Annotated in this window: 13 protein-coding genes; 8 read left to right on the top strand and 5 right to left on the bottom strand. The window is 50.9% G+C overall.

The window, feature by feature from the left end; translation table 11 throughout:
• Window positions 1-19 precede the first annotated feature (19 nt).
• Window positions 20-1198, top strand: a complete 1179-nt coding sequence (locus ADIS_RS07325; protein WP_010853765.1) for a glycosyltransferase family 2 protein — start codon at window positions 20-22, stop codon at window positions 1196-1198.
• Between the two features lie 22 nt (window positions 1199-1220).
• Here ADIS_RS07325 and hrpB read toward each other — a convergent pair whose 3' ends face one another.
• From hrpB to ADIS_RS07340, 3 genes are all read right to left on the bottom strand, one after another.
• Window positions 1221-3704, bottom strand: coding sequence for an ATP-dependent helicase HrpB (gene hrpB / locus ADIS_RS07330; protein ID WP_010853766.1), 2484 nt, complete (start codon window positions 3702-3704; stop codon window positions 1221-1223).
• A 160-nt stretch (window positions 3705-3864) separates the two neighbouring features.
• Complete coding sequence (locus ADIS_RS07335) at window positions 3865-4374, bottom strand: DUF2911 domain-containing protein (RefSeq protein ID WP_035805107.1); 510 nt, start codon at window positions 4372-4374, stop codon at window positions 3865-3867.
• Between the two features lie 161 nt (window positions 4375-4535).
• Window positions 4536-5681 (bottom strand): Gfo/Idh/MocA family protein, encoded by a 1146-nt coding sequence (locus ADIS_RS07340; RefSeq protein ID WP_010853770.1) that lies wholly within the window; start codon window positions 5679-5681, stop codon window positions 4536-4538.
• Between the two features lie 257 nt (window positions 5682-5938).
• Here ADIS_RS07340 and ADIS_RS07345 point away from each other — a divergent pair, with 257 nt between their 5' ends.
• The 4 genes from ADIS_RS07345 to ADIS_RS07360 are packed head-to-tail and all read left to right on the top strand — an operon-like array spanning window position 5939 to window position 11215.
• On the top strand, window positions 5939-6901 hold the full coding sequence (locus tag ADIS_RS07345) for an SMP-30/gluconolactonase/LRE family protein (protein ID WP_202900559.1): 963 nt from the start codon (window positions 5939-5941) through the stop codon (window positions 6899-6901).
• Between the two features lie 5 nt (window positions 6902-6906).
• Window positions 6907-8172, top strand: a complete 1266-nt coding sequence (locus tag ADIS_RS07350; protein WP_010853772.1) for a mandelate racemase/muconate lactonizing enzyme family protein — start codon at window positions 6907-6909, stop codon at window positions 8170-8172.
• A gap of 20 nt (window positions 8173-8192) precedes the next feature.
• A complete protein-coding gene (locus ADIS_RS07355) occupies window positions 8193-9641 on the top strand; it encodes an arylsulfatase (RefSeq protein ID WP_010853773.1) in 1449 nt (482 codons plus the stop codon).
• Entirely contained in the window at window positions 9641-11215 is a 1575-nt protein-coding gene (locus ADIS_RS07360) for a sulfatase (protein ID WP_010853774.1), read from the top strand. The genes ADIS_RS07355 and ADIS_RS07360 overlap by 1 nt, the downstream gene beginning before the upstream one ends.
• Before the next feature lies 1 nt (window position 11216).
• Here the strand turns inward: ADIS_RS07360 and ADIS_RS07365 are convergent, their stop codons facing one another.
• Together ADIS_RS07365 and ADIS_RS07370 are read right to left on the bottom strand one after the other, a co-directional pair.
• Window positions 11217-12995, bottom strand: a complete 1779-nt coding sequence (locus ADIS_RS07365; protein ID WP_010853775.1) for an SLC13 family permease — start codon at window positions 12993-12995, stop codon at window positions 11217-11219.
• Complete coding sequence (locus ADIS_RS07370) at window positions 12996-15302, bottom strand: acyl-CoA dehydrogenase family protein (protein WP_010853776.1); 2307 nt, start codon at window positions 15300-15302, stop codon at window positions 12996-12998.
• Window positions 15303-15425: 123 nt separating this feature from the next.
• Between ADIS_RS07370 and ADIS_RS07375 the strand changes: the two genes are divergently transcribed.
• The 3 genes from ADIS_RS07375 to ADIS_RS07385 all read left to right on the top strand — a co-directional run bounded on the left by ADIS_RS07375 (window position 15426) and on the right by ADIS_RS07385 (window position 19813).
• Window positions 15426-16667, top strand: coding sequence for a polysaccharide deacetylase family protein (locus ADIS_RS07375; RefSeq protein WP_010853777.1), 1242 nt, complete (start codon window positions 15426-15428; stop codon window positions 16665-16667).
• 3 nt (window positions 16668-16670) lie between these two features.
• The gene (locus tag ADIS_RS07380; protein ID WP_010853778.1) at window positions 16671-17720 is read left to right on the top strand and encodes an alginate lyase family protein; all 1050 of its coding nucleotides are present in this window, start codon (window positions 16671-16673) and stop codon (window positions 17718-17720) included.
• Window positions 17721-17866: 146 nt separating this feature from the next.
• On the top strand, window positions 17867-19813 hold the full coding sequence (locus ADIS_RS07385) for a heparinase II/III domain-containing protein (RefSeq protein WP_010853779.1): 1947 nt from the start codon (window positions 17867-17869) through the stop codon (window positions 19811-19813).
• The last annotated feature ends 646 nt before the right edge of the window (window positions 19814-20459 follow it).

The raw sequence follows: 20459 nt of genomic DNA on the forward strand, positions 1-20459 counted from the left end.
AGTAGAAATAGCTTGTTTTATGGAAGTTGTGTTTTGGATTAGTCTTGCAATTATTTTTTATGCATTTGTCGGATATGGAATGGTTTTATTGCCATTGATAAAGCTCAAGCGCATGGTATCCAAGAATGAGGATGCCAACAACACGAAGGTTTCTTACCAACCTGAAGTGAGTTTGGTAATACCCTGTTATAACGAAGCGGACATCATCCGTGAAAAGGCGATCAACTGCTTGGCGCTGGATTATAATGCCGATAGGCTCAAAGTGTTTTTCATCACTGACGGTTCCACCGACGGATTTAGGGAGGTCCTCAAGGAATTTCCTCAGATCACCCTTCTCCATGAGGATCGCCGGGCCGGCAAGACCGCAGCTGAAAACAGGGCCATGACCATGATTCGTACTCCCATTGTGGTCTTTTCTGATGCCAATACCTTGCTCAATACGGACGCCATCACAAACATCGTACGGCATTTCGGTGACGAATCCGTAGGGTGCGTATCGGGGGAGAAGCGCGTCTATACCGCTGAAACAGACAATGCCAGCGGGGCGGGAGAAGGGTTTTATTGGAAGTACGAATCCTTTCTGAAAAAGCTGGATTCAGAGCTTTACAGCGCGGTAGGAGCGGCAGGGGAGTTGGTGGCTTTTCGATCCGATTTGTACGAGGTGTTGCCGGAGGATACCATTCTGGATGATTTTATGCAGTCTCTCCTTATCGCTTCCAAAGGCTATCGTATTGTATATGAGCCGGATGCGTACGCCATGGAAACGGGATCGGCATCGGTAGAGGAGGAATTAAAGCGAAAGATCCGCATTAGTGCAGGTGGTTGGCAATCGATGCATAGACTCCTTGACAAGATCACCCCTTTTAAACAACCGGTGTTGTTTTTTCAGTACCTCTCCCACCGGGTGCTTCGATGGACGATTACACCTTTTTTATTGATTCTCGTCTTTTTTATGAATTTTGCACTTTTGGACAACGGCTGGGTATACCAAGCCCTTTTTGTAGCCCAACTGGCCTTCTATTGTGCGGCAATGCTGGGTTATATTCTCGAAAACAAGCAGATTAGGTTCAAAATACTTTTTGTTCCCTATTATTTTTGTGTCATGAACTATGCGGTGATCGCTGGACTGATTCGCTTCCTGAGAGGAGGCCAAAAAGGTGCTTGGGAAAAAGCCAAAAGAAAGGAACTTCGCTCCTAACCTATATAATCCAAATGGAGGTCTAGGTTTTTCGTTTGACTCCTCTGACAGCTTCGGCGGTAAATGGATCTTCCGGCCAGTAATGTTTGGGATATCTTCTACGTAGTTCCTTACGAACTTCGAAATAGGCCGTTTTCCAGAAGCTGGTCAGGTCAGTTGTAACCTGTACCGGTTTGTAGCCCGGAGATAACAGGTGAACGACTACCGGGTTTCTTCCGGCATTTACGGTTGGGGATTGGGTCAAACCAAACAGCTCTTGCAGTCGGACAGAGAGTATGGGAGATTCCCCGTCTGATCTGTACTCAAGCTGGATTTTCGATCCGCTGGGTACTTCGATATAGGAGGGTGCCAGCGTTTCGGCGAGCTGTGCCTTTTCAAAGGAAAGACTGTGCTTTAGTACCTCAAGTAGGTTGATTTTTTTCAGATCGGATTTCGATTTTGCACCCTCCAGGTAAGGGGTCAGCCAAATGGGGCAGCTGTTGAGAAGCGCCGCGGTACTTACATCCGGAAAGTCAGCGTCAGGGTTCCATGTTTTCAAACTCATGATCCGATGCTGCCATTGCCTAACCTCCGGCGTATAATCCAGCAGATCCAATCCTTCCCGCCTAATGGCCTGTAGAATTGCTTGTTTCATCCGTTCTGGATCGGGGTTTTGCAAGGGAAGGGTTTGGAGCACAATTTGCCCAATCCGCCATTCTTCTTGGCAGATGAGCCCACCTTTTTCCGTATCCCAAGCGATTTTTTCGGTCTTTTTCACCAGAGGTTTCAGGTCGGTTGGATCCAAGGCCGCAGCCAGAAAGACCTTTCCCATCTTTTCCCTGTCATCTAGGTGGGCGATGGCCAGCCAGGCAGTATGGGCCAGGTCGTCGCGGTGGCTGATGGAGGCCAACTTGCCATTGGCAAGTTGAAATTGGGCACCATTTCCGGGCCGGGCGGCGGCTATACGCTCGGGATAGGCATAAGCAAGCAGCAACCCACTGGCAAAGGGATCGGTCCGCTCGGAGGCGGGCGGAATACCCAGCATTTTTCGGTATACATCGGCCACCTTTTCGATTTTGGCGGCAGATTTGTGGCTGGAGGATCCAGCCCTATATCGGGCCAAAAGCTCCACGCGTAGGTTGATATCCACTCCGGCCTGTTCGTCTAGGGGATCTTTTTCCTCTAAAATGGCAGCCAGATCAGCGGCTAATACACCCGATCCACACTCTTTTCCCATCAGAAGCATGTGCGCAATGCGGGGATGGCAGGGGAGCCGGTACATGTGTTCGCCATGGGCCGTAAGCCTGCCATTATCAAGGGCTCCGAGGCTTTCCAGAAGTTCCTCTGCTTGTGCACGGGCACCGGTAGGAGGAGGACTGATCCAAGTCAACTGGTTTACATCGCTATCTCCCCACTTGGCAAGTTCTAATACGAGGGGACACAAATCCGCTTCCAGTATTTCCGGCGTTCGGAAAGAGGGACGTGCCAGGTGGGAGGCTTTGCTCCAAAGCCGGTAGCAAACACCTTCAGAAAGCCGCCCTGCTCGTCCGGCACGCTGATCAGCGGCATCCAAGGTAACAGGGAGGGTTACCAGCTTGGTCATGCCGGATTTTGGGTCGAATTTAGCGCTACGGGAGAACCCGGCATCAATTACCACCTGTATGCCTTCGATGGTAAGACTCGTTTCCGCGATGGAGGTAGCTAAGACCACTTTCCGTCGGCCTGACCTGTCAGGTACTATAGCGGCCTGTTGGCGATGGTGGGGTAGGTTTCCATAGAGCAGATGCACCGAAACATCCGGACGTACCGAACCCAATAACTCGGCGGTTTTTTTGATTTCTCCCTGCCCGGGAAGGAACACGAGAATATCTCCCTGCGTCTCCTTAAGTGCCCTACGTACAGCCTGTGCACAGCTCTCCGGAATAACCCGCACATCCACATCACCTAGGTAGTGGATTGTGATGGGGAATAATCTGCCCTCGCTTTTTACTACTGGGGCGGCCAGCAGACGGGCCAGTGGATCTGTATCCAGCGTTGCGGACATGATCAATATCTTTAGATCTGGGCGCAAAATCTGCTGGATTTCCCGGCACAGGGCCAACCCCAAATCTGAATGAAGGTTGCGCTCGTGGAACTCATCGAAAATAACCAATCCTACACCTTCAAGCGCATTGTCGCCCTGCATCATACGGGTTAGGATACCCTCCGTGATTACCTCCAGTTGGGTTTTGGCCGTAACGCGGCTTTCGAAGCGGATCCTGTAGCCGATCCGGTTGCCGATAGGTTCATCCAACATGGCTGCCATACGGTGTGCGATGCTGCTGGCTGCTAACCTCCTCGGTTCCAACAGGAGAATTTTCTTTCCCTCCAGCCAAGGTTCATCCAGCAGTGCCAACGGCAGGAGGGTGCTTTTTCCTGCTCCCGGGGGTGCATGCACGATAAGCGTATTGTGTTGGGCAAGAGCATCTTTTACGTCGGGAATAGCCTCACCGATCGGTAGCTCTCGATAATATCGTTCCAATGGCATAGGGGGCGAAAGTACTGTTTTGGGTAGGTAAATCCAAGGGTTGGCATGGTCTATTCATTCGGCTTCCTTAGGCATCACCCGCCATTGAGAAAGAGGAGGCAACAAAAAAAGCCACCCCATATTCAGGAGCAGCTTTTGTTCTTTTTGAAACTGGAAGTGTTTATTCAATCTTCACTTTAGCTCGGCCGTATTCCCATTTCACTTCCATTCCATCCGGATGGATCTCGTAGGTGAGGTTTTCCGTCAATGTAGACGTCTGACCTGAGGCTACATTTACCCGCAGTGCATCCTGGCTTTGGTCGTATTGGGTGCCCCATTGTCCGGTTTGCTTGTTGAAGATAAAGGTGCTGGTGCTTTCGTTCGGGATGATAAAGAAGCTGTATTTTCCAGCTGGCAACTCCTGTCCCTGAACTTTGATCGCCTTTGAGGTTTCAAAAATGGTCGCCTCGTTGGCACCTGCCCGCCATACCTTGCCCAGCGGTACCAATTCACCAAAAATGGTTCTTCCTTTCACCGCGGGACTGCCGTAATTAACGGTAATGTTGGCTCCGTTGATCGTTCCTTCGGCCTTCTTTGGAGGACTGGTGCGCTCTTGGCAGAAGGACATGAATACTACCGTAATCATGAGAAGGGAGGATAGCCCGAGAGATTTTAGCGTAATTGTTTTCATGGGTTTTTAATTGGTTTAAGTGATGTAAAAACACCAGGCAAGCGAATAATGTGCTTCATTAGACGCCTTTCGGCTTGCCTGATGTTTTAAAAATTTGTCAGAAAGGATTTTTATGCGAATGTTATAATCAAACGGAATAAAGGGTAGATAGGTTTAACTACTTAGATTTTTATCCACGCTTGTTTCCGGTGACTTTCGATAATCCGCTCACAGATCAACAATTCCCGGTAACCGTCTTCGAAGGTAGGGAAGGTTGGGTTTTCGGGTTGCTTGCCAGCTTCGATCGCCGCATACACCTCCCTAAACATCTGCTTGGAAGTATCCGGGAATCCTTCATTGTGTCCCCCGGGGAAGCTGATCAGTTTGGCCGCCTCGGGGGTGAAAAGGGACGGATCCTTCATCAGATGCTGGTTGGCGGTTTCCCGTTTGCCGATCCACAGTTCATTGGGTCGTTCGGAGCAAAACTCAAAGTTTGCCTTGGATCCGGCGATCTCGATGTTGAGCCTGTTTTTGCGTCCTGCATTTACCTGGCTTACCGTTACCGAGCCTTTGTTGCCATTGTCAAAGCGCAGCATGACGGTGGCGTGGTCTTCGGTATTGATGGGTACTTCTTCGTAGTCCGAGGCTTGCAGCATCTTTCCGCTGTAGGTTTCTATGGCCTTGAGTGGCTTTAAGCGGGTTTTATGGACGGTCGAAAAGTCTGCCATTACCTCGGTCACTTTAAGTCCGGTCACGTACTCGGTCAGGTCGAGGAGGTGAGAACCGATATCGGCAATTGCGCGGGAGTCACCTGATTTGTCGGGTTCCAGTCTCCAGTTGTAATCGGTCTGCAGGAAAAGCCAGTCCTGAAGATAGGATCCCATGATAGAATATATCTCTCCGAGTTCTCCGGATTCGCGCATGGTCTTCATTTGGCGAACCATTGGATAATACCGTAGGTTGAAATGGACGGCATTCACCAAGCCGGATTTTTTTGCCAGAGCGACGAGTTCTTCCGCTTCCTCAATTTTGGTGGCCAGGGGTTTTTCACAGATTACATGCTTGCCTGCTTCGAGTACAGCCTTGGACTGGGCATAGTGCAGAAAGTTGGGAGTGCAGATATGCACGGCCTTGATCTCTTGGTCTTTCAGCATGTCGTCGAATAGCTGGGCTTTCTCTATCCCCAACAGGGCGGCCTTTTGTTCCGCGAGTTCCTGCGTCACTTCACATAGGGTGCTTACTTCGATGTTGGGAATTCTGCGGAGGGCTTCAATGTGGGCAGGTCCGATAAAGCCGGTACCTACTACGGCTACCTTAATTTTTTCCATAGGGTATACTGTTCTGATACGATTAAAAGATACGCCCTAAAGATAGAGCCTTGTTTTTTATTTTTCAACGTTCCCACTCGTAACTTCTTGAATAGCGTTTTTGGAAGCACATGCACCAAAATGTCAGGGAAATGGAGGCGGAATGCATTGATATGTACAGCTAAAAAGGGCAAGTAAACGTTGATTTCCTCTAACGTCTGCTGATTTTTTGATAAAATTTGTGCTATTTTAGGCTTTCCATGATCCCAAACCTACTGATGAAGAATCGAACATTAAACCCAAGAATATGTTTTGCGCTGCTTGCGGCAGGGTTGCTCCACGTACTTCTTTTCATTGCACCAACCCATGGACAAACCGTGGTGGCCTTGGATGACGGCATGGAGCGAATCGTCGATAAAAATGCGAAAATAGAAAAGCTGGCCTCCGGTTTTGCCTTCACGGAAGGCCCGGTATGGAATTCCTCCGAAAATTACCTGCTCTTCAGCGATATCCCCGCGAATACCGTCAACAAGTGGACACCAGATGGGAAGGTAACCCCCTTTCGCCAGCCGAGCAACAACTCGAATGGACTGACCTACGACCGGGTCGGCAACCTGTTATTGGCCGAGCATAGCGGTAGAAAAATCGGCATGCTACGACCGGATGGCACCTATTCGACCCTCGTGGATCGGTATCAAGGTATTCGGTTCAATAGTCCGAACGACGTGATCGTTGACCGAAAGGGAGCGGTGTACTTTACCGATCCGCCCTACGGGCTGGACAAGGCTGCGACGGATACCTTGGGCTTCAATGGAATCTATCGCTTCCACAAGGGCAAACTCACGTTGATTGCGGATGATCTTTTCCGACCCAACGGCCTTGCCCTGTCCCCGGATGGGAAGACCCTGTATTTGGCAAACTCAGATCGCCCCAAAAAATACATGAAATACCCGGTAGCCAAAAATGGCAAGGTAGGGCAAGGACAGCTGTTTTTTGATGCTACTTCTTTGCAGGGGGCCGGATCCCCGGATGGGATCAAAGTGGATGTAGAAGGAAATGTATACGCCACGGGGCCGGGAGGAGTATTGGTCATCAACCCACAAGGTAAGCATCTTGGCACCATCGTTTTTCCGGAGGTACCCGCCAATTTGGCCTTTGGAGGGAAAGATGGGAAAACGCTGTTTGTAACGGCAAGGACTGGTCTGTACGCGGTGGAGGTTAAGATAGAAGGACTTCGGTAAGCACCATGAACAAAGGAAGAAGAACATTTATCCAAAAGGCATCCTTGGCAGGATTGGGTGGGGCGGCATTGGTCGGAAATGCGGCATGGGCAGCATCTGACCAAAGAGATCCCGACCTGTCTGATTTGGATGAAATCCTGTCCACGCCGGTGCTGAACACCGGTCGCTTTGACCGACCCATCATTGTCAAAAGCATTGAACTCCTACGGTTTGGTGACAACTTTCTGTGCAGAGTTAGGTCTACGGATGGGGCAGAGGGTATTTCCGTAAGCAACAACATGGTCATGACCCACCTATATCCGATTTTTGTCCGCAGGATTCAGCCCTTTTTCATAGGAAAGGACTTGCGGGATTGGGAAAACCTATTGGAGGAGGTGTATGTCCATGATTCCAACTACAAGATGCAAAATTTGGCATTTTGGGTTCCCTTGGCGACGTTGGAGTTTGCGGTATTGGATCTGATGGGCAGGATGTCGGGACTTTCGATGGGACAGCTGCTCGGAGAGGTCCACCACCCACGGATTGCGGTGTACCAAGCAAATAATTACCGGGGCAGGTCTGCCGAGGAATCCATCGACTTGATCGAACGAAATGTCAGAGAAACCCATGCCAAAGCCTTGAAATTCAAGGTAGGAGGACGAATGAGCAATAACCGTGATTTTCCTCCGGGGCGAACCGAAAAGCTGATTCCCCTGGTGCGGGAGCGTTTTGGTGACGAGATGGTCATATACGCCGATTCGAATGGATCTTACACAGCAGAAGAAGCTATACGTATCGGTAAATTGATGGAGACCTACCGATACGACTTTTACGAGGAGCCCGTGCCCTTTGACTGGTACCCTGAAACCTTGGAGGTGGCCCGAGCACTAAGCATTCCCATCGCCGGAGGGGAGCAGGAACCGAGTATGCGCAATTTCCGCTGGCTGATCGGCCATAATGCGCTTCAGATTGTACAGCCTGATATTTTTTATTTCGGAGGTATGATCCGCTCGATGAAAGTCGCCCGCATGGCAGCGGCGCGGGGCATGGAATGTACTCCCCACATCTCCGGGTCGGGATTGGGTTACTTGTATATGATGCATTTTGTGTCGGCCGTGCCCAACGCAGGTCCCTACCACGAGTTCAAAGGATTCAACAAAGAGATACCACTGGAGTGTGCCACCTCCTCCCTCAGTAGTGAGGACGGGGTGGTTCAGGTTCCCTCGGGGTCCGGGTTGGGCGTTGAGATTGATCCGGACTATGTAAAAAAACACACCTTAGTGAGTGCCTAATTTCAAAACCTACCTAACAAATGAAGTCTTTCTTTAATCTAGCTGTAATCTTTCTCATACTATCTGTTATTGCCTGTGGCGAAAAAGCTGAAGAACAGGCCGTAAAACCGCCGAACATTATCTACATCCTTGCGGATGACCTTGGTTATGGTGACGTGGGTTTCCAGGGCCAGGAGATCATAAAAACACCAAACATTGACCGGCTCGCCAAAGAGGGCTTGGTATTTACCCAACATTATTCCGGTTCCACGGTTTGTGCGCCCTCGCGAAGCACCCTGGTGTCTGGGCTGCACACGGGCAGGGCACCCGTGCGAGGCAACTACGAAATCCAACCGGAGGGACAGTATCCCCTACCGGATTCGGTCAAGACCATCTTTGAGCATGTGAAGGAGGCGGGATACGCCACGGGGGCATTTGGAAAGTGGGGATTGGGGTATCCGCGCTCCGAGGGAGATCCCAACAACCAAGGAGTGGACGTCTTTTATGGGTATAATTGCCAGCGAATTGGCCATAACTACTATCCCTTCCACCTGTGGCATAACCAAGATTCGATAGTATTTGCCGAAAATGCCGGCACCAATCTGGGGGTGTATGGCCCGGAGGTAATACATAGGGAGACGCTGAAATTTATAGAGGATCACCAGGATCGGCCTTTCTTTCTGTATGTGCCCACCATCATTCCCCATGCGGAGCTGATCGCACCGGATGCCTACATGGAGAAGCACCTGGGAAGGTTTGAGGAAACACCTTGGAAGGGAGTGGATGAGGGTCCGACCTATAAAATAGGGGGATACATGTCGCAGGAAAATCCGAGGGCTGCCTTTGTCGCCATGGTAGAGATGCTCGACGAACAGGTGGGCGAGATAGTCGCCAAACTGGAGGAGTTGGGTTTACGGGAAAACACGCTGATTATTTTCACTTCCGACAATGGGCCCCATCGGGAGGGAGGTGCCGATCCGGTGTTTTTCAACAGCAACGGACCTCTGCGTGGATTTAAGCGGGATTTGTACGAGGGAGGCATACGGGTGCCTATGGTTGCCAACTGGCCGGGCAGGATCACCCCTGGGTCTACCGATCATATTTCGGCTTTCTGGGATGTATACCCCACCGTAGCTGAACTCATAGGGCGTCCGGTAGACCATAATATGGATGGCATTTCCTTTGTCCCTACGCTGCTGGGTGAAAATGAGCGGCAGGAACAGCATCCATACCTGTATTGGGAGTTTATAGAGCAGGGAGGCAAACAGGCCATTCGGATGGGCGATTGGAAAGCCGTCCGGTTGAACCTTAATCGGGACGACGATCCGCCCATCGAATTGTATAATCTGGCCGACGATCTGGGTGAAACCCAGGATATCGCCGTCGATCATCCAGATATGGTTGCGCAAATGAAGGAGCTAATGCGCACTAGCCGGATCGCCAATCCGGTTTTTAAGCTCTATTTATCGGAAATAAACCAAGGCAACTAATGAAATATGCTATCGTTTTTACCTTTCTAGGGGTTATTGCTTCGGTTTTTTCCTGCGGGCAAAGAGAGCAGGAACCTCTTAATGTGCTGTTTATCTTGGTCGACGATCTGGGATATGCCGATCTAGGGTTTATGGGAAGTTCTTACTACGAGACCCCCAACCTCGACAAGCTTTCAGAGGATAGCTGGATATTTACCCATGGATACTCCGGCAGCAGGGTTTGTAGCCCCGCCCGCGCAACGATCATGACCGGTCAATTCACCGCAAGGCATGGTATCACCGATTGGATTGGGGCCAAGGAAGGGGAGGAATGGAGGGACCAAAACCGCTTTGATCCCATGCTGCCCGCCTATTACCGTCACGGCTTGGATTCGGCCCATACTACGTTGGCGGAGGCTTTCAAAGCGAAAGGATTTCGAACGTTTTACGCAGGGAAGTGGCATTTGGGCGATGAGGGATCCTATCCTGAGGATCATGGATTTGACCGAAATGTAGGAGGTTGGGAAAAAGGATCACCTATGGGTGGTTTTTTTTCGCCTTATCAAAACCCCAAGATCACGGATGGTCCTCCGGGTGAAAATCTGACGACCCGTCTGGCAAGCGAAGTAGCCGCGTTTATGAAGGAAGAAGGAGACAGTCCGTTTTTCGCGATGCTGTCTTTTTATGCCGTGCATGCTCCCATTCAGACTACGGAAGAGAAATGGGCTAAGTACCGGGAGAAGGCCCATAAAATGGGTATCGCGGAGAAGGGGTTTGAAATGGGCGAGAAGCTTCCTTTCCGAATAGTACAGGACAATCCCGTCTATGCGGGTCTGGTGGAGACGATGGATGATGCGGTCGGTATCGTAGTAGACCAATTGAAGGCACTCGGCCTCTATGAAAGGACCATCATTGTGTTTACCTCCGATAACGGCGGAGTGGTGGCCGGGGATGCCTTTGCGACCAGCAATCTGCTTGTTAAGGGCGGAAAAGGGCAGCATTGGGAGGGAGGCTTTCGGGTTCCCTATCTGATTCGTGTCCCACATCTCAAGCCAACTGAAAGGATCAGCTACCCGGTAACCGGTGCGGATTTTTTTCCAACCTTGCTGGATTTGGCCGGACTGCCGCTGTTGCCTATGCAACATATGGATGGAGTGAGTTTGAAGCCCTTGATGGAAGGGTATGAGTTGCCCGATCGCGCACTGGTTTGGCATTACCCTCACTATGGTAATCAGGGCGGTGTGCCCTCCAGTGTGATCCGTAAGGGACCTTGGAAGCTGATTCATCACTGGGAATCCAATAAGCAGTCACTGTATTTTCTTCCGGACGACCCATGGGAGGAGGAAGACGTTGCCCTAGCGCACAACGACATTCGGGTTATGCTGCAAACAGAGCTTTCCCATTATTTGGAGCAGACCAACGCCAGCCTTCCGGAGCCGGATCCGTTGTTTGATGAAGAAAAGTACAACAATAGGCTGGCGGATATGAGGGATAGGGTTTTGCCCAACCTGGAAAAGCAACGGCTTGATTTTCTGGATCCCAATTGGCAACCAAATCCGGATTGGTGGGGAAGCCAGCCCCTTACCCTTGACTAATTCAGCTGCCAAAAGGCGGCCATATTAGGAGAATCATCGGAATAGCAACCGCGATGATCAATATCGTCAGTGGTAGACCCAGTTTCCAGTAGTCGCCAAATCGATATCCGCCGGGACTCATCACCAAGGTATTGGATTGGTGACCGATGGGGGTAAGGAATGCTGCCGATCCACCGATGGCTATGGCCATCAGAAAGGGATCCGGTGACGCATCGATGGCCAGTGCGATCTTTAAGCCTATGGGTGCCATTAGCAATACCGTAGCAGCATTGTTGATTACTGCCGAAAGCAGCATGGTTACAAACAGGAGGATTGTCAGCAGGCCCCATACGGGGAAATCGGTTCCCAGCTTCATCAACTGGCTGGTGATGGAGGCTGCGGCTCCGCTGGTTTCGAAGGCGATTCCAACCGGAATCATGGCTCCCAGCAGTACAATGATCGGCCAGTCAATCGCCAGGTACAGATCGCGAATGGGAAGGATCTTACCTGTAATCAGTAGAAATGCCGCCAGGATAAAGGCGATTTCCACGGGAATCAATTCGCTGACGATGGCAGCAATGGTAATCACAAATACAGCCAATGCAAAAATCGTCCTTCGGGGTTTGCCTATTTCCAGGCCGCGCTTGGCAAGGGGATAGCAACCTATGTTTTGGAAAATACCGGACATTTCGGATGCCAGCCCCTGTAGAAGCAGCACGTCTCCGGACTGAAACCGCACATGATCAATGCGTTGCCTTAACGTACGGTTGCTTCGTGCGAGGGCCAATAGGTTTACTCCATAGCGGCTTCGCATATGCAAGCTGGCGGCTGTTTCTCCGATAAGCGGGGAGTTTTCGCGGATAATTCCTTCGGCAACCTGAATCTCATTGCTTCCTTCTGCTTTCAAGAAGACCTTCTCATCCCCAACCAACTCTGCCTTGGTATCCTCCAGAAACTTGGTCAGCACCTCCGTATCGCTTTCCAACAAGAGTATGTCGCCCTCACGGAGCTTAAGCCAGGTGTTGGGTGCGTGGATGCGTTGCCCATCCCGAACCAAGCCAAGCACACTGATTTCGTTTTCGTCCCGTATTTCAATGTGCCGTACCCTTTCTCCGATCAAGGTACATCCGGGGACTACCATCACTTCGGTGATGTAGTTATTGATTTCAAACAGGCTTTCCTCGTCGCTGGCAGACTGCCTTTTGGGTAGTAGCCGCCATCCAATCAGGGAAATAAAAAGCAGCCCCACCACAGTAACCGATGCGCCCACCGGGCTAAAGTCGAACATACGATAGGGAGCGTCCAATGCATCTGCCCTAAATGCTGAAATGATGATGTTTGGCGGCGTACCGATCAGCGTGTTCATACCACCCAGCAAAGAGGCAAAGGCAATGGGCATGAGGATCGAAGAGGGTGAGTAGTTGTTTTTTCGGGCGAGTTGGATGGCGACCGGCATCAGGATGGCCAACGCGCCAATGTTGTTCATAAACCCGGAAGCAATGGCCACGACTGTACACAGGATACCGACCTGAAGTGGGACGGAAGCCCCCACCTTATCCATGAGTTGCACAATGATATTGACCAGCCCGGAATTTTCCACGGCCTTGCTAACCACCAAAACGGCGGCTACGGTGATCACAGCGGTATGGCCAAACCCAAGGAAGGCATCTTCCTTGGGTATGACACCGCAAAGGGTCAAAAAAACCAATGCCAGCAACGCCACGATGTCGTACCTGGGTCTGCCCCAAATAAAGAGAACTAAGGCTACGACCAAGGTCCCAAAGACGAGGTACTCCTCCATCTAGGCTTGCGTAGGGTTTGTAAGGATGGGAGCGGCCAGACAGGACTCAGGGATATCAAAGGCATTTACCAAAGGCACGGCATCCCTTCGTATTTCCCAACAAAGTTGATTGATCAGTTTCCGGATGGCCTTAGTTTTTACTCCCTCCATGTAGCCCTGTTCCAGGTACCAGCCCTTGTTTTCTTCCATGGTATGCAGCGCATAGAGGTCACAGAGTTTTTTGAGTACCTCACCATACGATTCTTTTTGGGCAGTTTTTGCCGCTTCGATGAATTGTTCCAGTACCACTTTTTCGATAAAGGCCTTTCCCACATTTACGAAGTGATGCTGGCACACGTTGAACGCATCGAAGGGATCCATGCCTTCACTTATCAGTCTTCGCATGCGTCTTGCCGCAGAATCCACCAATCCATTTGCCCGGTATTCAAAGGCATTTAGCTGAAAATCGGGATCTGTGAGGTGCGATTCGTCGGTATTGCGGACGATCAGCGGATTTTTTTCAGTAAGGGATGTTTTGGTTTTTGATGCCACGTAGTTGACGATGGTGAAGAAGTTCATGTTTTCAAACTGCTCCCGGTAGGCGCTTAGCCGGCTTTTGGCCACGAGCTGCATCAATACCGTATTGTCTCCTTCAAAGGTCGTATAGATATCCGTATCGTTTTTTAGGGCATCGATTCGGTTTTCCGAAAGGTAGCCTTTTCCTCCGCAGGCTTCCCGGCATTCCTGTAGCGTAGCAGTCGTATTCCAGGTAATGTAGGATTTCAGACCGGCTGCCAGGGCCTCCAATTCCTGCATTTCGGATTCTTTGCGGTTCATAAAATGTCTGGTCATATACTGCATGGCAAAATGTCCTGCGTAGGTTTTGGCCAAAAGGGGCATCAGCCTACGTTGATGCATGCGGTAATTGAGGATGGGTACTTCCTCTCCGCCCTCCGGGCCAAACTGCCTACGCTGATCCCCATAGCGGATAGCTATGGCCAAGCCACTTTTGGAGGCTGCGATGGCCGATCGGGGGATGCCAATTCGCCCACCAACCAGCGTGCCGAGCATGGTGAAGAACCGTTTGTTGTCACTGGCAATGGGGGTTTCAAATTCACCCTGCTCATTTACGCTGGCAAAGCGATCCAGCATGTTTTCTCTCGGGATGACTACTTGGTCAAACTCAATCAATCCGTTGTCCACGCCATTGAGGCCCATTTTTCTGCCACAGTCCTCGATGTGGATACCGGGAAGGGTAGCTCCCTCCGCATCCCTTAGTGGCACCACAAAGGCGCTGACACCGTAGTCGGTGCCATCGATGATCAGCTTCGCAAACACGGTTGCCATCCGCCCATGTAGGGCGGCATTTCCGATGTATTCCTTTCTCGCCAACCGATGAGGGGTGTGGATGGTAAACGTTTTTTCGGCGTGGTTGTAGGTGGCCGTGGTTTCTATTCCCCGTACGTTGGAACCATGGTTGGTTTCGGTCATGGCGAAGCAACCCGGCAGCTCCAGGGTACCTATTTGGGGGAGGTATTTGGCGTGGTGTTTTTGGGTGCCCAGCGAAAGAATGCTCATGCCCCATAATCCGAACTGCACACCAAACTTGATCACCATGCTCAAATCACGGTAGCTGAGCGTCTCCATGACGGAAAAATAAGCTTCCATGTCATCTTTCCCTCCTTGTGCCACGGGATACCCGATCTTGCCAAATCCAGCATCCGCCACGATCTTGCACCAAGTCAGTACCTGTTCCCGATAGCGGGTCAGGTCTCCCGGATCCACGTAGTCAAAGTCCGTGGTACGGATCAGGTCTTTTACCTGACGGATGATCTCCGCTTGGTCTCCATCCAGGAACCGGGCCAATCCCTGTACAGAAAATGCCGTTTCCGTACCATAAGCGGTCGTTTGCGTCGGGTGATCTTCTTTGAAGCGGTAGATGGCACTTATCCCTACTATACCCAGGTCCTCCTCCAGTTTTTGTAGATCTTTGGCGATTTCTGAACCGGTGTCTGAAGTGGGTTCGGGGGGGGATTGTTTTTCGGCCAGCGCAAGCGCCAGATCCGTTAGGCTTTTGTATTCACCGCCGGCATCCACGAGGTGTTTTACCGTCCGAAACCAATGGGCCACTTCCTGCCGGTCAGGGGCATGGGTGGGGTTCACTCTTTTTAGCAAATCTGACTTGGATTCCTTGTCCAGCCAAGCTGCCCGACCGATGAAAGATTGCAACGTCTTCCAGTCCTGTTCGCGTAAGACGGCATCCGACCATATCACGTAGAGTAGGGGATAAAAAACCAGCTTATTCGCAGTCGCAACGGTGGGTTCCATATTCAGGTATTTTAGGGTTTTAGGTCTAAGTTAGCAAATATCTTTTCAAAAACAGTGCTGGATTTTTGTAGATTTCCGCTATTTTAGACGGCATCATACGAGACAACCCTTTAATGACCGGCCATGAAACCATCAAAAATCCTGTTAAGCTGTTTTTTCATTCTCTTATACGTATCTAACCCGGTTTTGGGTCAAGAAGTTAAATTTCCCTGGCCTGAAGGGAAGAAAATGGCACTTAGCCTTAGCTTCGATGATGCACGGGCCAGCAATCCCACCCACGGCATTCCGCTTTTGGATCAATACGGTATTCGGGCCACCTTTTTTGTGGTTCCCCAAAGTGTGCAAAATAATCTCGAAGGGTGGCGAAAGGCAGTGGCAAGCGGCCACGAAATGGCCAACCATTCCATCGTCCATCCATGCAGCGGCAATTTTGTTTGGTCCAGAAACAAGGCACTCGAAAACTACACGCTGGACAAGATGCGCACGGAACTCCTGCAGGCCAATTTTGAAATCGAAAACCTGCTTGGCGTAAAACCAACGGTCTACGCCTATCCCTGTGGACAAATGTATGTGGGCAGGGGCCCGTACGCCCAAAGCCTGGTTCCGTTGATTTCGGAGCTTTTTGTGGCAGGTAGGGGATGGCTTGCGGAAGCGCCTGTGGATCCCCTGTACACCGACATGGCCCAGCTTACCGGCATAGAAATGGACAACAAGTCCTTTGACCAAATCAAGGCGTATATCGATCAGGCGGCAGCAAACGGACAATGGTTGGTTTTGGCCGGACACGAAACCAACGATTCGGGCAGGCAGACCACCTACCTGGAGACGTTGCGTCAGTTGGCAGCCTATGTGAACAATCCCGAGAATGGCATTTGGGTCGCTCCCATCGGAGAAATTGCCGACTATGTGCAGGCCACGCGAAAGGCCATGGCCGACACCGTGAATATGCCCCAACTGGTACGGGCCGCAGCGGATGGGACGCTTCACCTTACTGCGGAAAATGGACGTGGTGTAGGGCCTCGCATTGAATACATGCCCGATTGGCGGGCGTTTGGCTGGTTTACCGGGAAGGATCAGGTAGAGTGGGAGGTCGATGCTCCCCACAGCGGCACGTATCAGGCTGTCATGGAATGGTCTGTTTCCGATGAGGAGTCCGGCAAGGGATTTGTCTTTGAGTCTTCTACGGACGGGATAAAGGGACGTGTGGAGCGCTCCGGATCCTGGGAAACCTTTAAAACCCTGTCCATTGGTAAGTTGAAATTGCAGGGTGGATACAATAAGCTGGTGTTTCGGCCTGAAGAGGATTTCGGATCGGTGGGAGCTCTCTTGGATTTGAAGCAGATTACCCTTATTCCGCTCTTTTAGGCCATGTGGGCACTGTTGATTGCCAGCCTATTGGGGGGCTTTGACCTTTCCTCCGTGTCGACCGATGCCTGGACTACCCTTTTTTATGTCGATTCGCAGCAGGTGAAAAGGGCGGATATTTCCGAAGAAACGCTGGCGGTGCTCCGACGGGATTTTGAGGCCATCAAAGGCACAGCTCCGAATCCAACGCCAACGATCTTTTACGAGGGACTCCTAAACAACGATCCCCGCCGGGTGAAGACAGAGGAACACCTGCGGGATATGGATCGGCTTTCCCTGCTGTACTGGTTTCATATCCTCCAAGATACCCAAGACGCCTTGCCCCTAATGATGGAGCTTGCGTTGTCATGGGTTTACACCTATGTACCTGATGGCAATCCGATCAACGAAAACAAATTGGTTCCGTTGGTCTATGTTTATCCTTTGGTACGGCTCCATCTAAGCAGTCAGGAGCGGGAAGCTTACCGGAATTTTTTGGTGCAGCTGGCACTGGGGGTCCGTGATTTTCCCAAAGCTCCGATGAACAACTGGGAGACCAAACGCATTCATCTGTTGGGGGTGATCGGCTTGGTATTGGAACGGCCGGATTTCACAGCATGGGCGGAAGAGCGGTTCAAAAACTACGTGGATCAGAGCTTGTATGCCGATGGCAGCAGTTCGGATATCCGGCAGCGGGATGCCCTGAGTTACCACGTGAGCGCGTTGAAACCCCTTTGTCAATACCTGGGCTATGTTGAGGCCTTATATCCCGGTAAGGGATCGCAACTGTTCGGTTATACGGGAGAAACCGGTGGTAGTCTATATCGGTCCTTGCAATATGTGCTGCCCTATGCCAAAAAAGAAGCGGTTTATGCCCAATGGAGCCAGACCACGGTGGCATTGGATAAGCAGCGGGCCGAAGCAGGATTGGCGGAATACCAGCCTGGCGTGGAATATCAGGCGGAGCGGGCATACGATACCATGGCCATGGCGTCCCTGTTTGATGCAGTTTTCGTACTCGGCGATTGTGGGCATATCATTTGCCAGCTAGTCCGTCCAAACGATTCCGATTAGTTAGGAATCCATACCAGTGCGCATAAAATTCGCGGTGTATTACCGATTTAGTTGCTAGACATTGGAAAAATGCGTAATATTCCTAGGGCAAGCGTTTATTGTCCGGAATTATTCCTTCTTTTGAATCATACCAAGCCCAAAATACCATGAAGCTGAGTGCGTTCATTACCCTTTTGCTGTTTTCGTTTGTTAGCCTACCCGATGCAGCTGCGCAAAGGCTGGTCAGCGGAAAATACGCTCCTGCAGAACTGGAAGCTCGATTAATTCCCATCGAACAGTGGAAGCCATTTCCAGCGGTATCGGATCGGTCGGCATGGAACTCGCTGGACAAGGCAACGTTGGACGTCTACCTGGAGACCGCCAACGAAAACATCGATTACGAGTGGCCTTACATTCCTGCCACCAAATCCCTGTTGATCGAGCGTACCGGCGACCGGGATGAATACCAGGCGGTGACCTTTCAAAAGCGCCGGATGCTGGGAACCATGATGCTTGCCGAGATATACGAAAACAAAGGGCGGTTTATTGACCCCATCGTAAACGGTATCTGGTCCATCTGCGAGGAATCCTTTTGGGGGGTACCCGCCCATTTGCCAAAGACGAAGGAAATATCCGGGCTGATCGACGTGACCAGGCCATTTGTGGATTTATTTGCTGCCGAGACGGCCACCTACCTGGCCTGGGCCGATTATTTTTTCGGGGAGCAGTTTGACCGCATTTCCCCACAGATCCGAAAGCGTATCAGGCACGAGACCCAAACACGGATCTTTCAGCCGCTGATGAACCAACATCACGGATGGATGACAGCCAATTCGAACGGCCGGCCACCCAACAATTGGAATCCATGGATTGTATCCAACTGGATCAATGCAGCCCTTTTGCTCGAAGCTGACCAGAAGAAACGCACCGAAATGGTACACAAGGCCATAACGGTGCTCGACAACTTTCTCGACCCCTATCCGCAGGACGGTGGCTGTGACGAAGGACCCAGTTATTGGGGTGCCGCTGCTGCCTCCCTGTTTGATTGCCTCTCCCTGCTGAACTTGGCGAGCGGTGATGCGTTCGACTATGTATACAGCGATGAAAAGGTACGCAACATGGGCAAGTTTATTTACCGCGCCCAACTCAGCGAAGACTACTTTCTGAATTTTGCGGACGCCGATCCGCAGCCCAAAATGTCGGCTGCCATGATTTACCGCTACGGTGAGGCCATCCAAGATCCGGATATGATGCGGTTTGGTGCCTATTATTGGCAGCCTTTTTCCGGCACGCTGCCGAATTTTCACTACTTCCGCAATTTCTTTGAGCTGTTTGTACAGGATGAGATCAGCCTGGCAGAGAAGGGATTGCCGCTGCCCAAGGACGTGTGGCTACCGGATATAGAGGTAATGGTAGCGAGAGATCAAGGAGGGACTACCGACGGATTCCTGCTTGCCGCCAAGGGAGGGCACAATGCCGAAAGCCATAACCACAACGATATCGGAAATTTCGTGGTGTACTACGATGGGCAGCCGCTGCTGATCGATGTGGGAAGGGGCACCTACACGCGCAAGACATTCAGCGAAGACCGTTACACGATCTGGTATAACCGGTCCGATCACCATAACCTGCCCACAGTGAACGGGCAGGTACAGCTTCCCGGCGTTCAGTTTAAGGCAACGAGGGTAACGCATCAGGCACGTCCCCAGTTTTCCCAACTAAAACTGGATATCGGCGGTGCCTACCCGGATGCCGCAGGTATAGAAAGCTGGGACCGCACGCTGATTTTACAGCGGGGCAGGCAGGTACGCCTGGAGGACGTCATATTCCTTAAGGAGGCAAGTAAGATCACCCATCACTTTATGACCATTTATCCGCCACGGATTTCCCGGCCTGGAGTGCTTGTCCTTCCCTTTGTGGGGAAAGATGGAGTGGCGCGGGATTTTACCCTGACCTACGATGCCGGTCAGATGGAGGCTACCGTGGAGAAGGTTCCGCTGGAGGCACCTGAGGACCGCGGGATCATTAGCCACTGGGGCGATACGATCTATCGGGTGAATTTCGAGGTTAAATCCCCCAAAAAAAAGGATAGGTTTCGTTTTGTAATAGAGTGATGGTTAGCAGGGTAGGTGGAGAGATTGGAAAATGTGCCTCTTCCTAATCTGCGAGGAGATCTGGGAGAAGGTTACGTTCTACAAAACCTTTCGCTTCAGAGTTCTCGATATTCTCCGGGTTTGCGAGCAGTTCTTCTATTCTTACCAGAACAGTTTCATATTCCTTTTCAGATTTGATCGCTCAGGGAAGGTTAATCGGTTTTCTGACCGGTTTATTGTCGCCACCCGGTGAAAATGCCTGCATCTGATCCGATAGGAGTGCTTCATTCTAGACATAATGGCACATAAGGACCAACCTCGATCACGGGGACGCTATTTTTTCGCCGCCCAGTTTACCAGTTTCAGGTTTTCGAGGTGCCGGAAATCTTTCATGTTGTCCGTAGCAAAGATCAATTCGTTTGCGAGTGCCGTAGCGCCAATGATTATGCGGATCGAAATAGTTGGATTTTCTCTTTTTTAGGGCGCACTTTTTAGGTAATTTGTTTGCAGTAATTATGTTAAACAGTAAGCCTGAATGAAAAAAAGGAAAACACAAACTGGATAGAGCCAAGCGGCACATTTATCTTATTGGAGAAGTCACTATGAAAATGTTTATTATTTTATAGTGGTGTCCGAGAAAATCGGAGAATGAATTCTGATCACTTAG

It is taken from the genome of Lunatimonas lonarensis, from assembly GCF_000390185.1.
In the GTDB taxonomy this organism is placed as follows: Bacteria; Bacteroidota; Bacteroidia; order Cytophagales; family Cyclobacteriaceae; genus Lunatimonas; species Lunatimonas lonarensis.

Coding starts and splice junctions, on each gene's coding strand:
- ADIS_RS07325 (WP_010853765.1), top strand. CDS start 20: ATGGAAGTTGTGTTTTGGATTAGTCTTGCAATTATTTTTTATGCATTT.
- hrpB (WP_010853766.1), bottom strand. CDS start 3,704: ATGCCATTGGAACGATATTATCGAGAGCTACCGATCGGTGAGGCTATT.
- ADIS_RS07335 (WP_035805107.1), bottom strand. CDS start 4,374: ATGAAAACAATTACGCTAAAATCTCTCGGGCTATCCTCCCTTCTCATG.
- ADIS_RS07340 (WP_010853770.1), bottom strand. CDS start 5,681: ATGGAAAAAATTAAGGTAGCCGTAGTAGGTACCGGCTTTATCGGACCT.
- ADIS_RS07345 (WP_202900559.1), top strand. CDS start 5,939: ATGAAGAATCGAACATTAAACCCAAGAATATGTTTTGCGCTGCTTGCG.
- ADIS_RS07350 (WP_010853772.1), top strand. CDS start 6,907: ATGAACAAAGGAAGAAGAACATTTATCCAAAAGGCATCCTTGGCAGGA.
- ADIS_RS07355 (WP_010853773.1), top strand. CDS start 8,193: ATGAAGTCTTTCTTTAATCTAGCTGTAATCTTTCTCATACTATCTGTT.
- ADIS_RS07360 (WP_010853774.1), top strand. CDS start 9,641: ATGAAATATGCTATCGTTTTTACCTTTCTAGGGGTTATTGCTTCGGTT.
- ADIS_RS07365 (WP_010853775.1), bottom strand. CDS start 12,995: ATGGAGGAGTACCTCGTCTTTGGGACCTTGGTCGTAGCCTTAGTTCTC.
- ADIS_RS07370 (WP_010853776.1), bottom strand. CDS start 15,302: ATGGAACCCACCGTTGCGACTGCGAATAAGCTGGTTTTTTATCCCCTA.
- ADIS_RS07375 (WP_010853777.1), top strand. CDS start 15,426: ATGAAACCATCAAAAATCCTGTTAAGCTGTTTTTTCATTCTCTTATAC.
- ADIS_RS07380 (WP_010853778.1), top strand. CDS start 16,671: ATGTGGGCACTGTTGATTGCCAGCCTATTGGGGGGCTTTGACCTTTCC.
- ADIS_RS07385 (WP_010853779.1), top strand. CDS start 17,867: ATGAAGCTGAGTGCGTTCATTACCCTTTTGCTGTTTTCGTTTGTTAGC.